Genomic DNA, 20,877 nt, shown 5'->3' with positions numbered 1-20,877 from the left:
GGTGGGTCCGCCCGGCACCCGCGTCGCGCGATCAGCTCCCGGGGCGGAAGTGGTCCACGAGGGCCGCGGCCAGGGCTTCCGGGTTCTCCTCCGCGACGTGATGGCCGGAGGGTATGCCGAACCCGTCCAGGTCGTCCGCCCAGGCACGCCAGATCGCGAGCGGGTCGCCGTACAGGTCCTCCAGGTCGTCCTGGAGCGACCACAGGACGCGTAGCGGCGCGGCGACCCGCCGGTGGGCGGCCTGGTCCGCCTCCTCGTGCGCGCGGTCGACCGAGAGGCCGGCCCGGTAGTCCTCCAGCATCGCGCGCACCACCTCCGGATGCCGGACGGCGGCCATGAGCTCGGCGTGGTTCTCGGCGCCCATGGTGGCGGCGTCCGCCTTGGGCCCGTACCACCCGACGGGGTTGGCGTTGATCACACGCTCCGGGATGTCCGGCTGGGCGAAGAAGAACCAGTGCCACCACCGGGTGGCGAAGTCCGCGTCCACGCGGCGCAGGTGCTCGCTGATCGGCAGGCAGTCGATCAGCGCCAGCCGCTCGACCGCCTCCGGGTGGTCGAGGGTGAGCCGCAGCGCGACATAGCTCCCGCGGTCGTGGCCCGCCAGGCAGAAGTGCTCGTGGCCGAGCTGCCGCATGACCGCGACCATGTCCCGGGCGACCGCTCGCTTCGAGTGGGCGGAGTGGTCGGGGCTCGGCTCGGGACCCCGTGAGCGGCCGTACCCGCGAAGGTCGGGGCACACCACGGTGAACCCCGCGTCGACGAGCCGTGGGGCCACGCGGTGCCAGGTCGCGGACGTCCGCGGATGGCCGTGCAGCAGGAGGACCGGCGGGCCCGATCCGGCGTGCCGGACGAAGATCGACGCCTCCTCGGTGTCGACCTGCCTGGTCGTGAAGTTCTCGAACACGTGCCCTCCGGTGTGTCGCGGCCGACGAGCGCTCAGGTCAGCCGGGGAGTGCCTCTCTGGTCCACCCGTGCGCCAGCCGGCGATAGCGGACGCGATGGCTCGGCCCCTCCTCGGATCCCTCCCAGAACAGGACGTCGACCGGCCGCAGCGCATACCCGGTCCAGTTCGGCGGAGGGTCCAGCACGGGACGGGTCGCGTCGAAGTCGGCCCAGCGGCGCTCCCGTTCGGACCGGGCCAGGCCGGCGAGCTCCGGGGTGTTGAGCCAGGCGAGCAGCTGCAGGTACCGCGACTGGCGCGCGTACGCCGTCCGGCTCTCCTCCGCAGAGATCTCCGACACCGCCCCGCGCAGCACGACCTGCCGTGCCTGCTCGTCCCAGCGGACCACGAGCGCGGCGCGGGGGTGCGCTCGCAGCTGACCCACCTTCCTGCTGCGGGCATCGGTGTGGAACGCCACGGAATCGGGGCTGACGCCGGTCAGGAGCACCGTGCGGGCGTCGGGCAGGCTGTCGGCGTCGACCGTCGCCAGGGTGGCCAGGGGCCGGTCCGGGTCGTCGTCCGCGGGCGCCCAGTGCCCGAGCAGGACGAACGGGTCGTCAGGGAGGGGCCCGTCGTCCTGGACGGGCCGGTCCTGCCGCTTCGATGACACAGTTCCTCCAGCTCGCTCCTCCGTCGAACAGCGCACCGGTACGCGGTGCGGCTCCAGCGGACCGTATCCCGGCGTGCGCGCGAGGAAAACCCGAGATGCGGAACGGTCGCGCCCGTCGAGGGGAAGGCCGGTCGCTACCGAGGGTGGTCCGCGCGGACGACGCCGTCCGTAGCGGGCGCGTCGGCCGGACGCACGGGCTCGTCGGGCATGAGCTCGTCGGCCTGGAGCTCGGTCCGTAGCTGGGCCTCCAGCCGGTCGTGGCTGACGACGGGCACCGGACGTTCGTGGGTCCTGATCCGCTCCAGGTACGTCCGTCCCGCCTGCCTGACTGCTTCCGCGATCTCCGTCTCGGCCAGGTCGCCGGGTGCGCGGCCGAGCTGGGGCAGGACCGCCCGGCGGACTGCTGCGGCGAGCAGGCGGGTCGCGGGCGACTCGGCCTCCTGGGCGTCGGCCGACCGGGCCGGCGCCATGCGTTCCGACAGCACCTCGATGTCGATGCCGCGTTCGGCCGCGACCTGCTCCAGGGCGGCCACCAGAGCGTCCTGGTAGGTCTTCTCGTCCTGCTGGGACAGCGCGTCCACGGCGTCCCGGTCGGCCATCGACGCCCGCGTCCGCGGGTGCTGGGGCCCGAGGGTCTCCTGCAGCGCCCGGATCCGCTCGTCGATCTGGTTGTACTCGGCCCATCCGTCCACGCCGAACCTGGCCAGCACCTCGCCTGCGTCGACCGGTATCCGTACGGGTGCCGTCCGGCTCGCTCCCGCAGCGCGGTCGGTGTCCCGGTGCCCGGGTTCGAGCGTGCTGTTGCGTTCCAGGGTCGTGGCAAGCTCGTCGGCGAGCTCTACGGCCAGCTCCAGCTCGGCCGTGACGTCAGGGGCCGAGCCGTCGTCCAGGTCCGGCCGGGTCGTGGTCGGTGTCGTCGCCGGCAGGGGCGCTCCGGTCAGCGACTCGCTGCCCGGCGTCGTACCCGCGAGCGGCGCGGGCGTGAGCCCGTCGGTGGTGAGCGCGGCGGCCGGCTGTTCGTCCCGCTGTCGAGCATCGTTCGTCGTCGTCATCGATGTTCCTCCGGTCGACGTCGCGCGTCTCCCGGGTGCTCGGCAAGGGCCGACAGACGGAGCATGGTGCGCGAACCATGGTGCCTCGCCCTCCGGGGCCGGGTGCGCTGCGCGTACCGGGTGCGAGGAGGGATGAAGATCGGAGGCTGGCCGTCTGCTTGACCCGCGGCAAGGCTACCGGCAGGACGACGCAGCGACGACGCCGACCATCGACCCGTTCGGCTTCCCGCGGTCGTGTCGGCACAGGCAGCCGTCCCGACCGGCACCCTCGAGGCGGAATGTGCGAGTCGCCCCACTTCGTGGCACGGTGCCAGAAGTGGCGCACGGTCCAGCACCGGCCGTGCAGCCGAGCACGAGATGAGGTGAGGTCCGCGGTGCGCTCCTCCTGGTATTCCGACGCTGTGATCTACCAGCTCGATCCTCGGCTCTTCGCCGACTCGAACGACGACGGCTGGGGCGACCTGCGCGGCATCGCCGAGCGGTTGCACTACCTGCGCGGGCTCGGCGCCACGTGCGTGTGGATGCTGCCGTTCTACACCTCGCCCTTCCGGGACGGGGGCTACGACGTCAGCGACCATCTCGCGATCGACCCCCGTCTGGGAGACCTGGCCGACATGGCCCACCTGCTCGAGGCCGCCGAGGATCTGGGCCTGCACGTGCTCGTCGAGCTGATCACGCAGCACACGTCCGACCAGCACCCGTGGTTCCAGGAGGCGCGGCGGGACCGGAGCTCGCCGTACCGCGACTACTACCTCTGGGCCGACGAGCCGAACAACGACATCCAGCCGATGTTCCCCGACGTCGAGCCCAGGACGTGGACGTGGGACGACGAGGCGCAGCAGTTCTACCGGCACGCGTTCTACTCGCACGAGCCGGACCTCGCGCTCGACAACCCGCGCGTGCGCGAAGAGCTGTACCGCATCGTGGCGTTCTGGCTGCGCATGGGGGTCTCGGGCTTCCGCGTGGACGCCGTCCCGATGATGCTCGAGCGCGCCCGCGCGGCCCGGCCCGACACGGACGGGCAGTGGCTCGTGGGAGACCTGCGGGCCGCCGTGTCCGGGCAGCGCACCGGGGCGGTGCTGCTCGGTGAGGTCGACGTCGCGCCCGACGAGTACGCCCACTACTTCGGGGCCGACGGGCAGGGCATGACGATGCTGCTCGACTTCTGGCTGAACAACCACCTCTTCCTCGCCCTGGCGCGCGGGCAGGCCGAGCCGCTGGAGCGGGCGCTGCGCAACCAGCCCGCGGCCCCGGACGGGGCCACCTACGCGCACTGGCTGCGCAACAACGACGAGCTGAACCTCGTCCGGCTCTCGGAGGACGAGCGCACGGAGGTGCTGGACACCTTCGCTCCCGACGACTCGATGCGGGTCTACGGCCGCGGCATCCGGCGCCGCCTGGGTCCCATGCTCGACGGCGACCCCCGCCGCATCGCGCTGGCGCACGCGGTGACGCTCTCCTTGCCCGGGCCGCCGGTGCTGCGCTACGGCGACGAGATCGGTATGGGCGACGACCTCGATCGGCCGGAACGCGAGGCCGTCCGGACGCCGATGCAGTGGTCCACGACGCCGTCGGCGGGCTTCTCGAACGCCGCGACGGACCGGTTCCAGGCGCCGGTGGTCACCGGACCCTACGGCCCCGAGCACGTGAGCGTGGACGAGCAGAGCGTGCGCGACGGCTCCCTGCTGCACCGGGTCGGCGCCCTGGTGCGCGCCCGGCTGGGACTGAGCGAGCTCGGCCGGGTCCGCCCGGAACCGTGGGACCTGGGCGTGCCGTCCGTGCTGGCGCTGCGGTACCAGGTCGAGGAGTCCAGCGTGCTCCTGGTGGCCAACCTCGCGGACGAGGAGGTGGTGGCCCACCTGCCTGCCGGGGAGGTCGCGGTCCTCGAGGCGGGGCAGGCACGCTACGTCGACGTGCACGTCGACCAGGACTACGCCGCCGTGGAGGCCGACGGCCGCATCCCGGTCGCCGGGTACGGGTACCGGTGGCTGCGCCGCACGATCGACGGCGACGCGGTCGGCAGCTCGGCGGCCGGGAGCGAGGAGGCCTCATGACGGTCGTCGGCTTCCACGTCTCGCACGAGCAGCTGCACCCGTCCGAGGGGCTGCGCGTGGCCCGGCTGGCGCAGGACGCCGGCTTCGAGGCCGGGATGTGCTCCGACCATCTCGCGCCGTGGAGCGAGCGGCAGGGCGAGTCCGGGCTCTCGTGGTCCTGGCTCGGCGCCGCGCTCGCCACGACCGGGCTGTCCTTCGGCACGGTGTGCGCCCCGGGTCAGCGCTACCACCCCGTGATCGTGGCGCAGGGCATCGCCACCCTCGGCGCGATGTTCCCCGGGCGGTTCTGGGTGGCCCTCGGCTCGGGCGAGTACCTCAACGAGCACGTGACGGGGGAGCCGTGGCCGCCGAAGGCCGAGCGCGATGCCCGGCTCGCCGAGTGCGTCGAGGTGATCCGGGCGCTGCTGCGCGGCGAGGAGGTCGATCACGTCGGCCGCGTCGTCGCACGCCAGGCGCGGCTGTGGACGCTGCCGGACGTCGCGCCCGCGCTGGTGCTTCCCGCCCTGACACCCGAGACGGCGGGCCGGCACGCGGCGTGGGCGGACGGCCTGATCACCGTGAACCAGCCGGTGGAGCGGCTCCGGCGTGTCATCGGGGCGTACCGCGACGCCGGCGGCGCGGGCGACGTCGCCGTCCAGGTGCATCTCTCGTGGGCGCCGACGCCGGAGGAGGCGGAGGAGGTGGCCCTCGACCAGTGGCGGACGATCACGGTCCCGCCGCAGGTCGCCGCGGACACCCCCACGACCGCCGCGTTCGACGCGCTCGGCCGCGACGTCGGCATCGACGAGGTGCGCCGCGCCGTCCTGGTCTCCGCGGACCTCGGCGAGCTCACCGGTCGACTCGCGGAGCTGCGCGACGCCGGTGCCGACCGCCTCTACCTGCACCATGTCGGACGACGTCAGGACGCGTTCATCGACGCGTTCGGTGAGCACGTCCTTCCTGCGTTGCGCTGAACGGCGCCTAGGCGGACGCTTCCTCGCCGGTGCCGTAGCGGGCCAGGAACGTGACGACCGCCTCATGGGCGATGCCGTCCAGCTCCTCGGCCGGGTAGCGCGCCGCGCCGCCGGTCAGGGTGAGCCGGTTCAGGGGTGCCGCCAGGGTGAGCTCTCCCCGTGGCCGCCGGGCTCCGCCGCGAGATCGGCAAGGAGGCCGGCGACACCGTCACCGTGCGCCTGCTGGAGCGGTTGGGCTGACCGTCGGGTCGTCAGTGGTGCTGGTGCGGTGCCGCGGACGCATCGTCGTACTCGTCCGGGTGGCGCAGGCCCGGGCCGCCGACCTGGCGCCCGAGCGGGACGGCGCGACCGTGGGGTTCTTCCCATGCCTCCTGGCGGCCCAGGGCCGTGAGATCGAGCCAGGGGATGCCGTAGTGGAACTCCTGGATGCCGCGGCCGTAGGTCGAGTAGGTGTGGAAGACGTCGTCGCCGTCGCGGAGAAAGGCGCTGATGCCAGGCGCGTCGCCGGGCGTGCGCCAGTCCTCGCCCCAGGGCAGCCCGACCTCGGCGAGCTCGGCCTCGTTCCGGTACTCGACCATGACGGGCGCGACGGCCGGGTCCATGGTCGCGTAGAAGTCGTAGTTGAAGTCGCTGCCCAGGGACGAGAACCAGGGGAACGTCCAGCCCATGTCGTCCGCGTAGGCGGTGAGCTTCTCGTAGGGCGCGCGCGAGACCGCGACCAGCGTCGTGTTCCGCGCGTGCAGCTGGCGCAGGTGTCCGGGGATCATGTCCGCGGCCGAGGCGCAGCTGGTGCAGCCGCGGTCCTGGAAGTGCTCGACGCCGTCGGCGTCGCGGTCCCACATCCACATGAAGTGGTGCATCACCAGCTGCGGGCGCCCGTCGAACAGGTCCAGCAGGGAGACGGTGCCGTCCGGGCCCTCGAACCGGTAGTCCTTGTCCACGTGCACCATCGGGAGCCGGCGGCGGTCCGCCGCCAACCGGTCCTGCAGGCGGGTCAGCTCCTTCTCCTTGGCCAGCAGCTCCTTGCGCGCCACGAGCCAGTCCTCGGGCGACACCACGGCCGGCAGCTCGGTCCGCTCCATCGCAGGCTCCTCACCGTTGTTCGGTCCTGGTCGACGGTAGCCCGGCGTCCGTCGACCAGCTCGATCTCCTCGCTCGGTGATCGGTTCTCACACGGTAGGAGTGGTGCCGGGGCGGCCGCGATGTGTTTCGGGGCAGCCCGAAGCGTGCCCGGCCCGGAGGCGTCGGGCGCACTCCGCCGCCGTGCTCAGCGGTCCTGCCCGGACATGAGCGGCGTGGGCGACACGGGCAGGGCGATGGCGCGGAAGACGTTCTCCGGGTCGAGACGACGCTTGACCGCGAGCAGCCGTTCGGTGTTCGGCCCGTACGCGTGCGCGATCTGGGCCGTCTCGGTCGGCCCGAGCAGGTTGGGGTACCCGCCCGGCAGGGCCTCGGGCTCCAGGGCGCTGGTCACCTCGTGCGCCCAGGCGCGGTGGTCCGCCGCCCGGATGTCGTCGGGCTCCCACTGGGCGATGACCTCGAGCATCAGATGGGGGTCGCGGCTGCCGAACGCGGTCTCCGTCACGGGCACCCGCTGTGCGGCGCCGTGCAGGCTGTGCACGGACACGGCGGACGTGGACGACGTCAGAGTCGATCCGGCGTGGATCAGCGCGTCGCGGACGCCTGAGGTGAGGGACGGCACCGAACGGGTGCGGATCTCGACGTGTCGGCCGGCGGGGAACTGCGCGTCGATCGCGGCGAGCATGTCAGGCAGCGTGGTAGCGGCGACCTGGGAGACGAGCGGGGTGCCGAGGGTGTCGAGCCGCGCGAGTGCGCGCTCTCCTGTGCGAACGTCGTCGCCGCTCCAGGTGGGGGAGGCGAAGAGCACGGGCTCGCCAGCGGCACCGGCCAGCACGCCGAACTGGACGGTCAGCTCCTCAGGGCTCTCGGCAAGGACGTCCGACAGCCCGGTCAGCACGGTCCCGGCCTGCGCCCACGGGAACACGAGCAGACCGGACAGCAGCGTGGGCAGGTCGTGGAGGCGCACGCGCATCGAGGTGACCAGGCCGAAGTTGCCGCCGCCGCCGCGCAGTGCCCAGAAGAGGTCGGGTTCGTGCTCGTCGTCCGCGGTGACCACGGAGCCGTCGGCGAGGACCACGTCGGCCGAGAGCAGGTTGTCCAGCGCGAGCCCGAACCGGCCGCCGAGAGGCCCGTAGCCACCGCCGAGCGTCAGCCCGACCATGCCCACGGAGCCGGCGGTGCCGGTCACGGGGGCCAGGCCGAAGGGCTGCGCTGCGGCGGCAAGGTCGGCGGCGGTCGTTCCCGCCGAGATGGTTGCCACCCTCGCCCCGGCGTCCACGGTCACCCCGCGCAGTCCGGAGACGTCGATGGTCAGGCCGCCGTCGCTGAGGGCGCGGCCTGCCCAGTCGTGACCGCCACCGCGTACCGACAGGAGAGTCCCGGTCTCGCGGGCAGCCAGGATGGCGGCGCGGGCGTCAGCCGGGTCGGCGCACCGGACGACGACGCCGGGCCGCGCCGTCGCTGCGCCGTTCCAGATACGCCGAGCTGCGTCGTACTCCGGACCGTCGCTGACCACCGAGCCCGAGCGGACGGTTCGCCGCAGGATCTCGACGAGACGGCTGCGCTGCTGATTCTCCGGACGTGACATGAGTCCCACTTCCCTGCCGAGGTCGACGTAGTAGAGTGACTAGTCAGTCTACATGGTGTGGCGAGGGCTGTTCCGTCACGGGCACCCGGCTCGACGCAGAACTCGCCACGAGAGAGGAAACATCATGGCTACCAAGGTCGAGATCATCATCGACAACCTCGACACCCCCGACGCCTTCGAGACCGCCCTGCCGGACGTGCTCGACAAGGCGCGGGCCCTCCCGGGTCTGCGGCGTCTGGAGTCGAGCCGGGTATGGCCCAAGGAGGACGGCACGCCGACGCCGGCCTTCCGCACGCTCGACCTGTACTTCGACGGCTACGACGAGGCCTCGGCGGCCACGGCGTCGCCCGAGGGCGGTGCGTTCTTCGGCGCCGTGATCGAGGCGACCGGCGGCAAGATCACCGGCCTCTTCCTCGACGTCGAGATCAGCTAGAAGCGCCCCGCGCGAGTGAACCGACGAGACATACCGCGTCGCGGGCTGAGGTCGATCGGACTGGGACAGCGGCTGTGAACGTGAGCGGGCGGTCCGGCGCGCGTGCTGGACCGCCCGCTCGCCGCCAGCTGATGACGTGCGACCGCGTCCCGAGGACGCCGTGGACCGGACCGGCGTCGCCGTGGGGAACAAGCCGCCTGCGCGGCGAGGTTGAGGCGGATGCGCCTCGGGTTCCGGGGCGACCACGCTGCGAGAGGGGTGAGCACATGGGCGAGTCGCGTGACGAAGAGCTGGACGTGCTGATCGGGGCGATACCCGAGGGCTGGTCGCGTGCGCGGGTAGCCGGGCAGACGTGGGGCGTGACGCGTACGACGCGTGCCGGAGGCAAGGTCGTCTCCTTCGAGGCGGAACGCCTCGGTGGCGCCGAAGGGCTCGGCGCGAACATCTGGTTCACCGCGGACGGCGCCGTGCTCAAGCCGTGCGAGGTGCCCGCGGAGCGGGTGATGCAGCTCCTTCGTTCCGTGGCGTCACCGCAGGCCGACGTTCGCGCGACGACCCGCGCATGACGCCCAGGTCGGCTACCTGTCGCGAGCAGGCGTGAGCCGCTCGAGGACGGCGTGTGCGACGGGCTTGTACTGGGCGTAGCGGTCGGGGTAGGCCGAGACCTCGACGGCCTGGGCGGCTTCTCCCGGGTGCAGGTCCTTCCACCCGTCGATGTCGAGCAGGCCGCGCGGCGAACCGTCGTTCGGGCCGCCCGGGCCACCGAAGAAAGCGGCGGCCTGGTACTTCGGTCGCATGAGCTGCTTGACGCTTCCCCAGCCGGACGCAGGACGCATCTGGAACAGTCCGAGGCTGTCGAAGTCCTGGCCGACCCCGTCGTGGGGATGCTTGACCGAGGCCGGGTAGGCACCGGGGTTGGCCAGCATCTGCAGGTGTGACTCGGTCAGCGCGGCCATGAGCGCGACGATGATCCCGTCACGCCCGACGCCCTTGGTGCGCGAACCCACGGAGATGATGGTGGCGGCGTGGCGCAGCTGGCTCCGGTCCAGGGACACCGGTATGCCGTCGACGGTCTTCGCGGTGAGCCCGGTGGGCAGGCGCTGCACCGTCGGTCGGTTGCTGCTGCGGTCGGCGCGGTCGGTGCGGTCGCGGCCACCACGGTCGTGGCGGTCACGGTCACGGTCACGATCGCCGTCGCCGTCGCGGCGGTGACCCTGGCCGGGATCCTCACCTGCTCCGCCGGCGACACCGGTTGAGGGTGCGGAGAGGGCGTGTGCGATCGGGGCCGTGGCTGGTCCGAAGAGCAGCACCGCGAGGAGGAATGTCGCGACGACGCGCGTCAGAAAGATCGGACCTGGTGTACGGATCTGCAGGGTGTCGAGTTGCTGGGGGGTAGGCATGGCGGAGAGCACCGGCCAACGATGCCCTGTCAGGTGGAGACAACGTGTGAGGCGAACGTGTGAGTAGGTGGCTGCTGTGGTGCGATCGCGGCAGGCCGCCCGAAGCCGACCGACCGGGACGGTGTCGGGCGAGAGCGGCCAAGCGCGAGGCCCCGCGCAGACCCTGGCTCCGGTCGACGAACCCAAGGAGCCGGGACCCCCAAGCTCCCCAGGTCGGCGGTCCCAGCTCCTGCCCGAGCGTGGGCCCAGACCCCACGCGCGGGTCCCGACCCGGGCATCGCCCGGGCCTCTGCCCTGCCGGGAGCCTACGTGGGTCGTGGGGCCTGAGTAGCGTCCGGGGTGGGTGAAATGGTGGAGGAAGTGGCGCTCGCGGGCGCGTAGCCTCTGATCCCTGTGGCCGGTCACCCGGCCTGGGTCACGACCTGTTGCCGGGCTGGTGGCCGCTGGCGAGCTCGTGGGCCTCGGCGGCGAGCTCGGACCAGTCCTCGGGGTCCGAGATCGTCACCCAGTCGGCGCCGGGGTCGTGCCGGAGGAGCTCCGCGATGCCGCGCTTGATCAGATCGTCCGCGCGGACGGCGGGCAGGCGGACGGCGAGCGAGCTGCCCGCGAGGAAGGCGAACGGCGTCTGACGGACCAGGAGTGCTCCCTCGCGCACGGTGACGTCGAGGTCGGGGTCCTGTTCGAGGGCGGTCCTGAGAGCTTCGTACCGGGCGTCCATGGTCATCGTGCTGTCTCCTGTCGTGCACCTGAGGTGGTCTGACGGCCACCTGGTCGATCCTATGGCCCGACCTCCGAGCCTTCAGGTTGCCGGTGGCCTGCGCGAGGCAGGTCGTCGCGGCCTCCGCTCACCGCGAGCCCGGATAGAGTCCTCGCCGTGAGCAGCGGATGGCAGGACATCATGAGCTCGGTGCACGAGGGCGCAAACGGCCCGTGGATGTGTCCGGAGTGCGACGAGGTCGCCGTCGAGCTGGGTCAGCGCTTCCGGGGTCGCGGGGTCGTCGAGTCGACGCTGCTGTGTCTTGCCTGCCAGGCCGGGGCCGACGTCGTTGACCCGTGAGGTCCGTAACCCCTAGCCTGGCCGCCAGGCGTTCAGGACCTGTCCGAGTCAAAGGAGACCTCGCGAGGCTGGGTCCGGCCACCCCACCACCCAAGCAGTCGCAGATGATGCCGAGCTCGCCGCCCGCCAGGATGACAGCGCTGACATAGGCCGCCGTCGGGCCGGTGCCGGACCGCTCGGACCACCACCGAACGAAGGAGCGAACGATGAAGTTCACCAGAGTTGCCGCCACGGTTGCCGCGCTGGCCTGCGTGGTGGGGACGGCGGCCCCCGCCGACGCGGAGCAGGGCGGCGCGGACCAGGGCGGCGCCCCCGCCGTGTCGCAGCGCACGCAGGTGCGGCGGGCGGTCGCGTCGTACGACGCGATGCAGGAGCACATGGCGGCGAGCGACGGTTCCGGCCTCTACCGCGAGCGGTACCCGAGCGGGGCCGACGACCGCACGTACTCGTTCGAGTGGCCGCACTCCCAGGCGCACGTCGCGACGCTCGACCTCACCGGCCTGCCCGGGGCACTAGGGCGGTCGTTCGAGGACGACCTCACCGACGTCGCCCGCGGGCAGGAGCACTTCTGGAACGCCGACGGCGGCACCACCGGGCTGCCCGGCTACGACTCGTACCCGCGCGCCCCGTACGGCGGTGGCGGCGACATGTTCTACGACGACAACGAGTGGGTCGCGCTCGCCAAGGTGCAGCAGTACCTGGCCACCGGCGACGAGGCGGCGCTCGGACGTGCCGAGGAGATCTTCGAGCTCGTGGTCTCCGGGTGGGACACCGATCCGTCGCACCCGGCGCCCGGCGGCGTCTTCTGGACCCAGGCCACCTGGAGCACCGACCGCAACACCGTCTCCACCATGCCCGGCGCGCAGCTCGCCACCCGCCTGTACCTGATCACGGGGGAGCGCGACTACCTCGACTGGGCGAAGCGGATGGTGGGGTGGACCGACGAGCACCTGCTCGCGCCGAACGGCCTCTACTGGGACAACATCAAGCTTGACGGGACGATCGACCGTACGCAGTGGTCGTACAACCAGGGCGTCCCCCTGGGCACCTACACCCTGCTGTTCGAGGCGACGGGCGACCAGCGCTACCTGAAGAAGGCGAAGGCGATCGCGGCGGCGTCCTACCGCTACTACGTCACCGAGGGGCGGCTGGCCGACCAGCCGATGTTCTTCAACTCCATCTGGTTCAAGAACCTCCTCCTGTTGGAGTCGGTGACCGGCGGCACGAAGTACCGCGACGCCATGGCGGACTACGCCGACCACCAGTGGCGCACCGAGCGCGCGCCCGCGACCGGGCTGTTCAACGCCGGCGACGAGCACACGGAGCTGCTGGAGCAGGCGGCGATGGTCCAGATCTACGCCACGCTGGCCTGGCCCCGCAAGCAGGCGTCCATCCTGTACTGAGCCCGCCGAGACAGTCGGCACCGAGGAGCGGTCGAGGGGTCGTCCTGCGAGTTTTCCCTGGGAACGCAGGGCGACCCCCTCCTAGGCTGCCGGGCGTGAGTTCCTTCGACGTCGACACCCTGCGCGGCCTGCCGCACCGCGAGGCCGCCGGCCGCCTCCTTGCCGGCGGCTGGAACGTGTGCGGCCTCGGGGACTGGGCCACTGTCTGGCGGTCGCCCGACGGCGCGCTCGTCGCCCGGGTCAGCCCGTTCGAGCCGGCCTACGGGGTCTTCGTCGAGCTGTGCCGCTCCCTGGAGGGGCATCCGCTGCTGCCGCGCATCGAGGTCGACGCGCCCCTGGCGGGCGGGGGCCGCATCACCGTGATGGAGTTCCTGATGCCGGTCCAGCGGGCCGAGGCGGAAGCCGTCGTCGACCGCTGGAGCGCCGCCGCGCCGGACGACCCGATCACCACCGTGCGCAGGAAGGCGGAGCAGCTCGACGCCGAGGCCGCCCGGTCCGTCCCGTTCTGGGGCGGGCTGGACCACAACCCCGGCAACGTGCTGCGCAACGCCGTCGGCGAGCCGAAGCTCGTCGACCTGTTCTACGCGGCAGGCCTGGAGATCTACCGGGTCCTGCGGGAGGACCCGGCGCGCCTCGCCGAGGCGATCCCCGCCGAGCGCCGGCGCTACATCTGCGACATCGCCGCGCTCGCCCGCATGTCCGACCCGGACGAGCTCGCCGCGCTGCGAGCTGCCGCCGACAGCATCGGCTGAGCGCCGAGCGGCCCGTTCGAACGCCACGGGGGACGCGGGCCGTCAGGACTGCTCGGCCTCGACGATTCCCTTCAGCACGGCCATCGCGCCCATGCCGTTGGGCCAGCCGGTGTAGAACGCGAGCTGCAGCAGGGCCTCCTTCAGCTCGTCATCGGTGACGCCGTTCCGGCGCGCGTAGCCGAGGTGGAACTGGAGCTGGTCGGTCTTGCCCAGCGCGGTCAGGGCCGCGACCGTGACGAGGCTGCGGCACGTGGGAGTCCCCGTCAAGGGGTGTACCGACAGAGGATCCCTCGCGGCGTCGCCCCGCCGTACGTTGGATCACCGGAACAGAAGGAGACGACCATGTCTGACAGCGAGTTCGACCAGATCTTCCCGCTCGGGGAGAAGAACGACGCCTACGCGCAGTACTTCGTCGGCCAGAGCTATCTGGCCCCGCTCGCGCCGGGCAGCGTCCCCGTCAGCAACGTGAGCTTCGAACCGGGATGCCGCAACAACTGGCACATCCATCACGGCAGCGACGGTGGTGGCGACCAGATCCTGCTGTGCACGGCCGGCAGCGGCTGGTACCAGGCCGAGGGCGACGACCCCGTGAGCATGGAGCCCGGGTCGGTGATCCATGTCCCGGCGGGGACGAAGCACTGGCACGGGGCGAAGCAGGACTCATGGTTCTCCCACCTCGCTCTCATCACGCCCGGCGCAGACGTGCGCAACGAATGGCTGGAACCGGTCACCGACGAGGCGTACGGCCGGCTCCAGACCGCCGTCACAGGTCCTCCGCGATCGCCCTGATGTCCCCGAGGCGCCGCTCCCAGGAGGCGCCGATCGCATCCAGGCGCCGGGCGGTGGCGCTGAGCTCCGCGCCCAGCACCCGGTACTGCACCTCTCGCCCGGCGGGGACCTGCTCGACCAGCCCGACCCGCTGGAGTATCCCGAGGTGCTTGGTGATCGCCTGGCGGCTGATCGGCAACGCGGCGGCCAGCGCCGAGGCGGACGCCGGCGCCTGCCCCAGCAGGGTCAGGATGTTCCAGCGGTTCTCGTCACCCAGCGCAGCGCACATCGGGACCAGCGCCTCCTTCATCACAGCACCTCCATCGCCACGACCAGCTGGTCCAGCAGCTCGTCCCAGCCGAGGCGGTGGCTCTCCAGGTTGCCGGCGGGGTCGACCGTCGTCTCGAAACCCGTCTCGACGACGGTGAGCTGCGTGCCGCCGGGCACCGGCTCGAGGGTGAAGGTGAAGACGGTCGAGTGTGCGGGGTCGACCTCGCTCGGGACGGCCTCGGCAGCCTCGTCGTTGCACCAGCGGTAGGAGATGGTCCGCGGCGGGTCCACCTCCTCGACACGGATCGGGATGGCGGGTTCGTCCGGCCACGCGACGGTGCCGTGGGCGCCGACGCCGTCGCCGACGAGCACCGTCCGCCCGAACCAGCGGGAGATGTGCTCCGGCTCGGTGACGGCGATCCACACCTTCTCCACCGCAGCGGCGATCCGGATCGTCCGGCGCACGGTGAACGTGTCCTGCTCGGCGACGGACAGCGGGTTGTCGGTCATCTCGTTCGTCCCTTCCTCGGTCAGCTCGGTCGGCTCAGTCGGCCTGGCCACGCGCGGCGAGCGCCTCGGTGGGTGTCCCGGCGCCCAGCTCGACCCTCCGCGGCTCCGCCGTCTGCGGGGCGGCCTCCGCGGCAGGCGCCTGCGGGCGGAGCCGGCCCGTGGCGACGGCCACGACCACCGCGGTCGCCGCCACCACGGCTCCGGCGAGGACGGCGGCCGCGAGACCCGCCTGCCCGATCGCGGCGCCCCCGAGCAGAGCCCCGACGGCGTCCCCGGCATTGCTCGCGGACGCCGGCAGCGAGGCCGCGAGGGCCGCTCCGGGCCCGGCCAGGCTCATCACCCGGCTCTGCATGGCGGGCGCCATCCCCATGGCGAACAGTCCCACGCCGACGATGGCCAGCACGGCGACCGTGACCTGCCCACCGAAGAAGAACATGACCAGCAGCGAGATCATCAGGCCGATCGTCCCATATCGCAGGGCGCGCACGGCGTGCGCGTCGGCGAAGCGGGACCCGACCGCGGAGCCCACCGTCGTCGCCACCCCGAACGCGAACAGCACCCCCACCACCAGCGGACCGGTGACACCCGTGACCTCGCCCAGGTACGGCACCAGGTACGTCAGGGCCGACTGGACGCCCGCGAAGACCAGGCAGCACAGCGCCAGCACGGCAAGCACCCGCGGCGCGAACGCATGGCGCAGCTGGGCGCCGGCCGTCCGGCTCGCGCTCGCCACCGGGACCGGAGGCAGCACCAGCAGGGCGGCGAGCACGACCCCGACACCGATGACCGCCAGGCCCACGAACGACACGCGCCACCCGAGCTCCCGCCCGAGCAGCGACGCGAGCGGCATGCCCACGGCGCTCGCGGCAGCGAAACCGGTGATCACCACGCCCATCGCACGGCCGGCACGATCGCGCGGCACGACGCCGTCCAGCGCGGTCAGAGCCGCGGCGACGAACAAGCCCTCTGTCGCCCCGACCCCGGCGCGCGCGACGAGGAACAACGTGTGGTCCGCCACCAGTACCGGCATCAGGTTGAGCAGCGCGAACGCTGCCACGGCACCGACGAGCACCGCTCGGCGGTCCAGGTGTGCCGTCAGGAGCGCGAGCAACGGGCCGCCGAACGCCATGCCCAACGCGAAGGCGGTCACCAGCGCGCCGGCCACGGGGATCGAGACGGCCAGGTCGGCCGAGATCAGGTCGAGCATTCCCATGACGAGCAGCTCCGCGCTGCCCATCGCGAACGCCCCGACAAAGAACAGGACGAGGACCGCGGGGGTCCCGCCGCGAGGCTTGCCGATCGCTTCCATGATGTCCTCCGGTCGGTTGAGTGCAACCTGATGGTTGCACAACCGGACCTGGTCCTGCAACCTGTTGGTTGCAGGTTGGCGAGATCGCGCCGCCATCACGACGACGCCTCCTCACCGCCGCCCGCCGTCGGCGCGAGGACGCCGGTCAGGAGGTCGACCAGCTCTGCGGCGAGCCGGCCGTCGGGGTCGAGGTCGGGGTCGAACACCGTGAGCTGCAGGCCGACGCAGCGCGGGGAGGCGCACAGGGCTCGAAGCACCAGCGCCAGCTCGTCGAGCCCGAGCCCTCCAGGGTCGGGACTGTCGACCGCGGGCATGATCCCGGGGTCGAGCACGTCGGCGTCGACGTGCACCCAGAACCCGTCCAGCTCGGTCCGCTCCAGACGGTCCAGCGCGGCGCGGGCCGACGCGGCGGCTCCGGCCGTGCGGAGCTCGGCGACGTGCCGGACGAGGACGGCGGTCCCCGCGAGCTCGGCGGAGTACTCGTCGTCGTCGCGGATACCGAGCACCGCGACGTCGTCGTCCCGCACGTAGGGGCGCAGGCCGTCCAGGTCGGTCACCTCCGTCGCGCCCCGACCGGTGACCAGGGCGAGGTCCTCGCCGGCGGCGGCGCCCACCACCGCGGAGTTGCCGGGGTGCCTGAAGTCCGAGTGCCCGTCCAGGAAGGCGAGGCCGAACCGGCCGCGCCGGCGCAGCGCCAGCCCCGTCCCGAGCAGGATGCTGCAGTCGCCGCCGAGCACCAGCGGGAACCGGCCGGCGTCGAGCAGGGCGGTGATGCGGTCGGCGAGGCGCCGGGAGTACGCCGCGATCTGCGGCGCGTGCGCCACGCCGTCGCCCGGTCGCCAGCCCTGCCGGTCGTACCGGGGCGGGGTGACGCAACCGGCGTCCCACGCCCCGAGCCGGTCCAGGAGCCGGTGGTCCCGCAACGCACCCGGCGCCTTGTACGTGCCCGGCACGACGCCGGAGCTCGGAGGCCTCAGGCCCAGGTTGGAGGGCGCGTCGAGCACGGCGAGTCGTCGCGCCCGGTCGCTCGTCGTCGCGTTTGCCGCACCGGCAGGTTCGCTCATGGCGCCCATCCTGGTCGTCCTGACAGCCGCGGCGCACCCGGGACGGGTCCCGGGCGCCCGACGACGTTCCGGCCGGTCCGGCGTACGGGCGATGCGGGTTCGCTCCCGCCGTCGGCGCGAGCAGCTAGTCACTGCCTGGCCGCGCGGCGCCGGGCGTCCGGGTGACGGGCATGGCGGCGGGCCTGCAGGCGGTGGTGGAGCTGCCGCCCGGGACCGCGAGCGCGGGGCGCTCGGGGCCGCTGTCGAGCGGGGCCTCCTGGTGGGAGGCCTGTACGGCGCGCCCGGCACCCGCTACTGTATCGATAAATCTGCCGCTGCCCGCGCGTGCCTTCTCGCAACAACGATGTTAGCGCTCACACGTCCTGGCCCGCGCAGCAGGTTCCTCCGGAGCCACGGTGCCGACCGCACCGTCGGCAGCGGCAGCACGTGATGCCCAGGCGCGGCCGACGGCGGCCGCGCCCCGACAGGCAAAGGAGCGAAGGATGAGGAAGTCCATCGCACGTCTCGCGCTCGGGCTGGCAGCGGCCCTGGTGCTGGTCCCGGCAGTCGCAGGCCCCGCCGAGGTCCCACCGGCGGCCGCGGCGAGCAGCAACCTGCTGACGAACGGCGACCTGGAGAACGGTACGACCGGCTGGTCGGCCTTCGGCGCCGGGACGGTGACGTCCAGCACGAGCCCGGTCCACGGCGGAAGCCGGTCGCTCCTGCGGACCGGTCGCACCGCGGCGTGGAACGGCCCGGCCCAGACCGTGACGTCCACGCTCACCAACAACACCAGCTACACGGCGAGCGTGTGGGTGCGCTCCCAGAGCGGGACGCCGACCGGCCGGGTCACGCTGGCCGTGACCGCGGGCGGCACGACGAGCTACGTCAACCTCGCCCAGGGCGCGGTCAGCTCCTCGGGCTGGACGCAGCTGACCGGCACGGCGACGGTGTCCTGGTCCGGGACGCTGTCGTCCGCGTCGTTCTACGTGGAGACGGCGGCGGGCACGGACAGTCTCTACATCGACGACGCCTCGCTCGTGAGCAGCACGACGTCGACCTGCGACCTGCCGTCGACCTACCGCTGGACCTCCACCGGCGTCCTGGCCACGCCGAAGTCCGGGTGGGTCTCGCTCAAGGACTTCACCGTGGCGCCCTACAACGGTCAGCAGCTCGTCTATGCGACGACGCACGACACGGGCACGTCGTGGGGTTCGATGAACTTCAGTCTCTTCAGCAGCTGGTCGGGCATGGCCGGGGCCGCGCAGAACACGATGTCGTCCGCCACGGTGGCCCCGTCGCTGTTCTACTTCGCCCCGCGGAACATCTGGGTGCTCACCTACCAGTGGGGTCCGTCCCCGTTCATGTACCGGACCTCCAGCGACCCGACGAACCCGAACGGCTGGTCGGCAGCGAGCCCGCTGTTCACCGGATCGATCTCCGGCTCCGGCACCGGTCCCATCGACCAGACGATCATCGGCGACGGCACGAACATGTACCTGTTCTTCGCCGGGGACAACGGGAAGATCTACCGGGCCAGCATGCCGATCGGCAGCTTCCCGGGCAGCTTCGGCAGCTCCTACCAGACCATCATGAGCGACACCACGAACAACCTGTTCGAGGCTCCGCAGGTCTACAAGCTCCAGGACCAGAACAAGTACCTGATGATCGTCGAGGCGATCGGTGCCAACGGGCGGTTCTTCCGCTCGTTCACGGCGAACAGCCTCTCCGGGTCGTGGACCCCGCAGGCGGCGACGGAGAGCAACCCGTTCGCCGGCAAGGCCAACAGCGGTGCCACCTGGACCAACGACATCAGCCACGGTGAGCTGCTCCGGACCACGGCGGACCAGACCATGACGGTCGACCCGTGCAACCTGCAGCTCCTGTACCAGGGCCGTTCGCCCAGCTCCGGCGGGGACTACGGCCTGCTCCCGTACCGGCCGGGGTTGCTCACGCTCCAGCGCTAGGCCCCAGGGGCGGACGGCGCGCCCTCTCGCTGGCGTGAGCACGGACGAGAGGGCGCGCCGTCGGCGTGCCCCTGATCAGACCCGATCGAGTCAGGCCCGTTCGAGCCGGAGCATCGACCAGGAGACGGGCGGCAGGTCGACGTGCGCGCGGTCGTCGGCGACCTTGGCGGTGGTGTTCGCGCGCGGCAGCACCGACGTGGCGTCGTCGGCCGTGGCCGACCACGTGTGGTCGGGGTTGGACAGCGTGAGCGCCTCCACCACCCGGAGCCCCGGGAAGCCACGCAGGTCCACGTCGAGCGCCACGTCGTCGGTGAGCGAGCGGTTCACCGCGAGCACGACGACGCCCCCGGTCTCCGTGTAGTGGGTGGCGACCGCGTCGAGCACCGGGACCGGGCCGAACTTCGCCGTCTCCTGCACCGGGGCGTCCACCGCGAGGCGCAGCACCTCGCCGGCGGCGTGCCGTGCGGTCAGGGCGAAGGGGTGGAACGTCGTCTGCCGCCAGGACCGGCCGCCCGGCTCGGTCATGATCGGCGCGATGACGTTGACGAGCTGCGCCAGCGATGCGGCGTGGACCCGGTCGGTGTGCCGCAGCAGCGAGATGAGCAGGTTGCCGACCACCACGGCGTCGGCCACGTTGTAGCGGTCCTCCAGCAGCACCGGGGCCACGGGCCAGTCGTCGCCCGACGGCGGGCGCGACTCCGCGCGCTTCTGGTACCAGACGTTCCACTCGTCGAACGAGACGTGGATGTGCTTGGTGTGCTTGCCCGCCGCGCGCACGGCGTCGGCGGTGGCGGCGACGGAGTCGACGAAGTGGTCCATGTTCACCGCGGAGGCCAGGAAGGAGGCGAGGTCGCCGTCCTCCTCCCAGTAGTAGGCGTGCGCCGAGATGTGGTCGACGTGCTCGTACGCCTCGGTGAGCACCGTGTGCTCCCACTCGCCGAACGTGGGCATCTGCGAGCCCGACGAGCCGCACGCCACGAGCTCCAGGTCGGGGTCGACCATGCGCATGGCCCGCGCGGTCTCGGCCGCGAGGCGCCCGTACTCCTGCGCCGTCTTGTGGCCGATCTGCCACGGGCCGTCCATCTCGTTGCCCAGGCACCACATCTTGATCCGGTACGGGTCCTCGGCGCCGTTGGCCCGGCGCAGGTCGCTCCAGGTGGTGCCGCCCGGCACGTTGCAGTACTCCAGCAGGTCGAGAGCCTCCTGGACGCCGCGCGTCCCGAGGTTGACGGCCATCATCGGCTCGACGCCGGTCCGGGCGCACCACCGCATGAACTCGTCGACGCCCACGAGGTTGGGGTCGGTCGAGTGCCAGGCGAGGTCCAGGCGGCGCGGCCGCTGCTCGACCGGCCCGATCCCGTCCTCCCAGCGGTAGCCCGAGACGAAGTTGCCGCCGGGGTAGCGCACCGTCGAGACGCCCAGCTCCCGCGTGAGCTCGACGACGTCGCCCCGGAAGCCGTCGGCGTCCGCCGTCGGGTGGCCGGGCTCGTGGAGGCCCGTGTAGACGCTGCGGCCGAGGTGCTCGACGAACGAGCCGAACGTACGGGGGCGTACCGGTCCGACGACGAACGCCGGGTCGATGGTGACGGATGCGGACAGCATGAGTGATGTACTCCTCGATGGTTGGTGCGTAGAGGCATGCGTCGCGCAGGCGGGGCGGCCGCGGTGGGGCCGGCCGCGTGGCCGGC

24 protein-coding genes are annotated in these 20,877 nt (G+C 72.3%); 11 read left to right on the top strand and 13 right to left on the bottom strand.

The features are described 5' to 3' along the window. Nucleotides 1-31: 31 nt before the first annotated feature. The 3 genes from ACFWEJ_RS04475 to ACFWEJ_RS04465 form a co-directional block, all read right to left on the bottom strand. Nucleotides 32-904 (bottom strand): alpha/beta fold hydrolase, encoded by an 873-nt coding sequence (locus ACFWEJ_RS04475; protein ID WP_377228004.1) that lies wholly within the window; start codon nt 902-904, stop codon nt 32-34. A gap of 37 nt (nt 905-941) precedes the next feature. After that, nucleotides 942-1,550, bottom strand: a complete 609-nt coding sequence (locus ACFWEJ_RS04470) for a pyridoxal 5'-phosphate synthase (protein ID WP_377228003.1) — start codon at nt 1,548-1,550, stop codon at nt 942-944. 134 nt (nt 1,551-1,684) lie between these two features. Next, nucleotides 1,685-2,602, bottom strand: coding sequence for a hypothetical protein (locus ACFWEJ_RS04465; RefSeq protein ID WP_377228002.1), 918 nt, complete (start codon nt 2,600-2,602; stop codon nt 1,685-1,687). Between the two features lie 401 nt (nt 2,603-3,003). Between ACFWEJ_RS04465 and ACFWEJ_RS04460 the strand changes: the two genes are divergently transcribed. From ACFWEJ_RS04460 to ACFWEJ_RS04450, 3 genes are all read left to right on the top strand, one after another. After that, nucleotides 3,004-4,656, top strand: a complete 1,653-nt coding sequence (locus ACFWEJ_RS04460) for an alpha-amylase family protein (RefSeq protein WP_377228001.1) — start codon at nt 3,004-3,006, stop codon at nt 4,654-4,656. Beyond that, nucleotides 4,653-5,609, top strand: coding sequence for a TIGR03885 family FMN-dependent LLM class oxidoreductase (locus ACFWEJ_RS04455; protein ID WP_377228000.1), 957 nt, complete (start codon nt 4,653-4,655; stop codon nt 5,607-5,609). Before ACFWEJ_RS04460 ends, ACFWEJ_RS04455 begins: the two co-directional genes overlap by 4 nt. A 159-nt stretch (nt 5,610-5,768) precedes the next feature. Then, the gene (locus ACFWEJ_RS04450; RefSeq protein ID WP_377228028.1) at nt 5,769-5,849 is read left to right on the top strand and encodes a hypothetical protein; all 81 of its coding nucleotides are present in this window, start codon (nt 5,769-5,771) and stop codon (nt 5,847-5,849) included. Nucleotides 5,850-5,860: 11 nt separating this feature from the next. Here the strand turns inward: ACFWEJ_RS04450 and ACFWEJ_RS04445 are convergent, their stop codons facing one another. Both ACFWEJ_RS04445 and ACFWEJ_RS04440 read right to left on the bottom strand, forming a co-directional pair. Then, nucleotides 5,861-6,691, bottom strand: a complete 831-nt coding sequence (locus ACFWEJ_RS04445) for a DUF899 domain-containing protein (protein WP_377227999.1) — start codon at nt 6,689-6,691, stop codon at nt 5,861-5,863. Between the two features lie 185 nt (nt 6,692-6,876). Continuing rightward, the gene (locus ACFWEJ_RS04440; protein WP_377227998.1) at nt 6,877-8,277 is read right to left on the bottom strand and encodes an FAD-binding oxidoreductase; all 1,401 of its coding nucleotides are present in this window, start codon (nt 8,275-8,277) and stop codon (nt 6,877-6,879) included. 124 nt (nt 8,278-8,401) lie between these two features. On the opposite strand from ACFWEJ_RS04440, the gene ACFWEJ_RS04435 reads away from it, so the two are divergent. Together ACFWEJ_RS04435 and ACFWEJ_RS04430 are read left to right on the top strand one after the other, a co-directional pair. Beyond that, nucleotides 8,402-8,710 carry an EthD family reductase gene (locus ACFWEJ_RS04435; RefSeq protein ID WP_377227997.1) on the top strand — a complete coding sequence of 103 codons (309 nt, stop codon included), beginning with the start codon at nt 8,402-8,404 and terminating at the stop codon, nt 8,708-8,710. A 266-nt stretch (nt 8,711-8,976) separates the two neighbouring features. Further along, entirely contained in the window at nt 8,977-9,276 is a 300-nt protein-coding gene (locus ACFWEJ_RS04430; RefSeq protein WP_377227996.1) for a hypothetical protein, read from the top strand. Between the two features lie 12 nt (nt 9,277-9,288). On the opposite strand, the gene ACFWEJ_RS04425 is transcribed toward ACFWEJ_RS04430, so the two are convergent. Further along, on the bottom strand, nt 9,289-9,717 hold the full coding sequence (locus ACFWEJ_RS04425) for a hypothetical protein (RefSeq protein ID WP_377227995.1): 429 nt from the start codon (nt 9,715-9,717) through the stop codon (nt 9,289-9,291). Nucleotides 9,718-9,735: 18 nt separating this feature from the next. Here ACFWEJ_RS04425 and ACFWEJ_RS04420 point away from each other — a divergent pair, with 18 nt between their 5' ends. After that, entirely contained in the window at nt 9,736-9,966 is a 231-nt protein-coding gene (locus ACFWEJ_RS04420; protein ID WP_377227994.1) for a hypothetical protein, read from the top strand. Between the two features lie 559 nt (nt 9,967-10,525). Here the strand turns inward: ACFWEJ_RS04420 and ACFWEJ_RS04415 are convergent. Further along, nucleotides 10,526-10,834 carry a hypothetical protein gene (locus ACFWEJ_RS04415; RefSeq protein WP_377227993.1) on the bottom strand — a complete coding sequence of 103 codons (309 nt, stop codon included), beginning with the start codon at nt 10,832-10,834 and terminating at the stop codon, nt 10,526-10,528. 150 nt (nt 10,835-10,984) lie between these two features. Between ACFWEJ_RS04415 and ACFWEJ_RS04410 the strand changes: the two genes are divergently transcribed. The 3 genes from ACFWEJ_RS04410 (at nt 10,985) to ACFWEJ_RS04400 (ending at nt 13,322) form a co-directional block, all read left to right on the top strand. After that, on the top strand, nt 10,985-11,167 hold the full coding sequence (locus ACFWEJ_RS04410; protein ID WP_377227992.1) for a hypothetical protein: 183 nt from the start codon (nt 10,985-10,987) through the stop codon (nt 11,165-11,167). A 206-nt stretch (nt 11,168-11,373) separates the two neighbouring features. Beyond that, on the top strand, nt 11,374-12,570 hold the full coding sequence (locus ACFWEJ_RS04405; protein ID WP_377227991.1) for a glycoside hydrolase family 76 protein: 1,197 nt from the start codon (nt 11,374-11,376) through the stop codon (nt 12,568-12,570). Nucleotides 12,571-12,665: 95 nt separating this feature from the next. Then, entirely contained in the window at nt 12,666-13,322 is a 657-nt protein-coding gene (locus ACFWEJ_RS04400; RefSeq protein ID WP_377227990.1) for a hypothetical protein, read from the top strand. 42 nt (nt 13,323-13,364) lie between these two features. Here the strand turns inward: ACFWEJ_RS04400 and ACFWEJ_RS04395 are convergent, their stop codons facing one another. Next, a complete protein-coding gene (locus ACFWEJ_RS04395; RefSeq protein ID WP_377227989.1) occupies nt 13,365-13,589 on the bottom strand; it encodes a carboxymuconolactone decarboxylase family protein in 225 nt (74 codons plus the stop codon). Nucleotides 13,590-13,664: 75 nt separating this feature from the next. On the opposite strand from ACFWEJ_RS04395, the gene ACFWEJ_RS04390 reads away from it, so the two are divergent. Beyond that, nucleotides 13,665-14,111, top strand: coding sequence for a cupin domain-containing protein (locus ACFWEJ_RS04390; protein ID WP_377227988.1), 447 nt, complete (start codon nt 13,665-13,667; stop codon nt 14,109-14,111). Here the strand turns inward: ACFWEJ_RS04390 and ACFWEJ_RS04385 are convergent. The 4 genes from ACFWEJ_RS04385 to ACFWEJ_RS04370 form a co-directional block, all read right to left on the bottom strand. Continuing rightward, on the bottom strand, nt 14,086-14,400 hold the full coding sequence (locus ACFWEJ_RS04385; RefSeq protein WP_377227987.1) for a metalloregulator ArsR/SmtB family transcription factor: 315 nt from the start codon (nt 14,398-14,400) through the stop codon (nt 14,086-14,088). The genes ACFWEJ_RS04390 and ACFWEJ_RS04385 overlap by 26 nt on opposite strands. Continuing rightward, the gene (locus ACFWEJ_RS04380) at nt 14,400-14,921 is read right to left on the bottom strand and encodes an SRPBCC domain-containing protein (RefSeq protein ID WP_377227986.1); all 522 of its coding nucleotides are present in this window, start codon (nt 14,919-14,921) and stop codon (nt 14,400-14,402) included. The genes ACFWEJ_RS04385 and ACFWEJ_RS04380 overlap by 1 nt, the downstream gene beginning before the upstream one ends. Continuing rightward, the gene (locus ACFWEJ_RS04375; protein ID WP_377227985.1) at nt 14,905-16,179 is read right to left on the bottom strand and encodes an MFS transporter; all 1,275 of its coding nucleotides are present in this window, start codon (nt 16,177-16,179) and stop codon (nt 14,905-14,907) included. Before ACFWEJ_RS04375 ends, ACFWEJ_RS04380 begins: the two co-directional genes overlap by 17 nt. Before the next feature lie 95 nt (nt 16,180-16,274). Beyond that, nucleotides 16,275-17,243 (bottom strand): arginase family protein, encoded by a 969-nt coding sequence (locus ACFWEJ_RS04370; protein ID WP_377227984.1) that lies wholly within the window; start codon nt 17,241-17,243, stop codon nt 16,275-16,277. A gap of 482 nt (nt 17,244-17,725) precedes the next feature. Here ACFWEJ_RS04370 and ACFWEJ_RS04365 point away from each other — a divergent pair, with 482 nt between their 5' ends. Continuing rightward, nucleotides 17,726-19,189, top strand: a complete 1,464-nt coding sequence (locus ACFWEJ_RS04365; RefSeq protein WP_377227983.1) for a non-reducing end alpha-L-arabinofuranosidase family hydrolase — start codon at nt 17,726-17,728, stop codon at nt 19,187-19,189. Between the two features lie 90 nt (nt 19,190-19,279). On the opposite strand, the gene ACFWEJ_RS04360 is transcribed toward ACFWEJ_RS04365, so the two are convergent. Next, on the bottom strand, nt 19,280-20,791 hold the full coding sequence (locus ACFWEJ_RS04360; RefSeq protein ID WP_377227982.1) for an alpha-N-arabinofuranosidase: 1,512 nt from the start codon (nt 20,789-20,791) through the stop codon (nt 19,280-19,282). Nucleotides 20,792-20,877 lie beyond the last annotated feature (86 nt).

The sequence above is a fragment of the Promicromonospora sp. NPDC060204 genome (genome assembly GCF_042728455.1).
In the GTDB taxonomy this organism is placed as follows: domain Bacteria; phylum Actinomycetota; class Actinomycetes; order Actinomycetales; family Cellulomonadaceae; genus Promicromonospora.
Note: the sequence above shows the minus strand (reverse complement) of the source record. Positions and strands in the feature narration are given on the sequence as shown.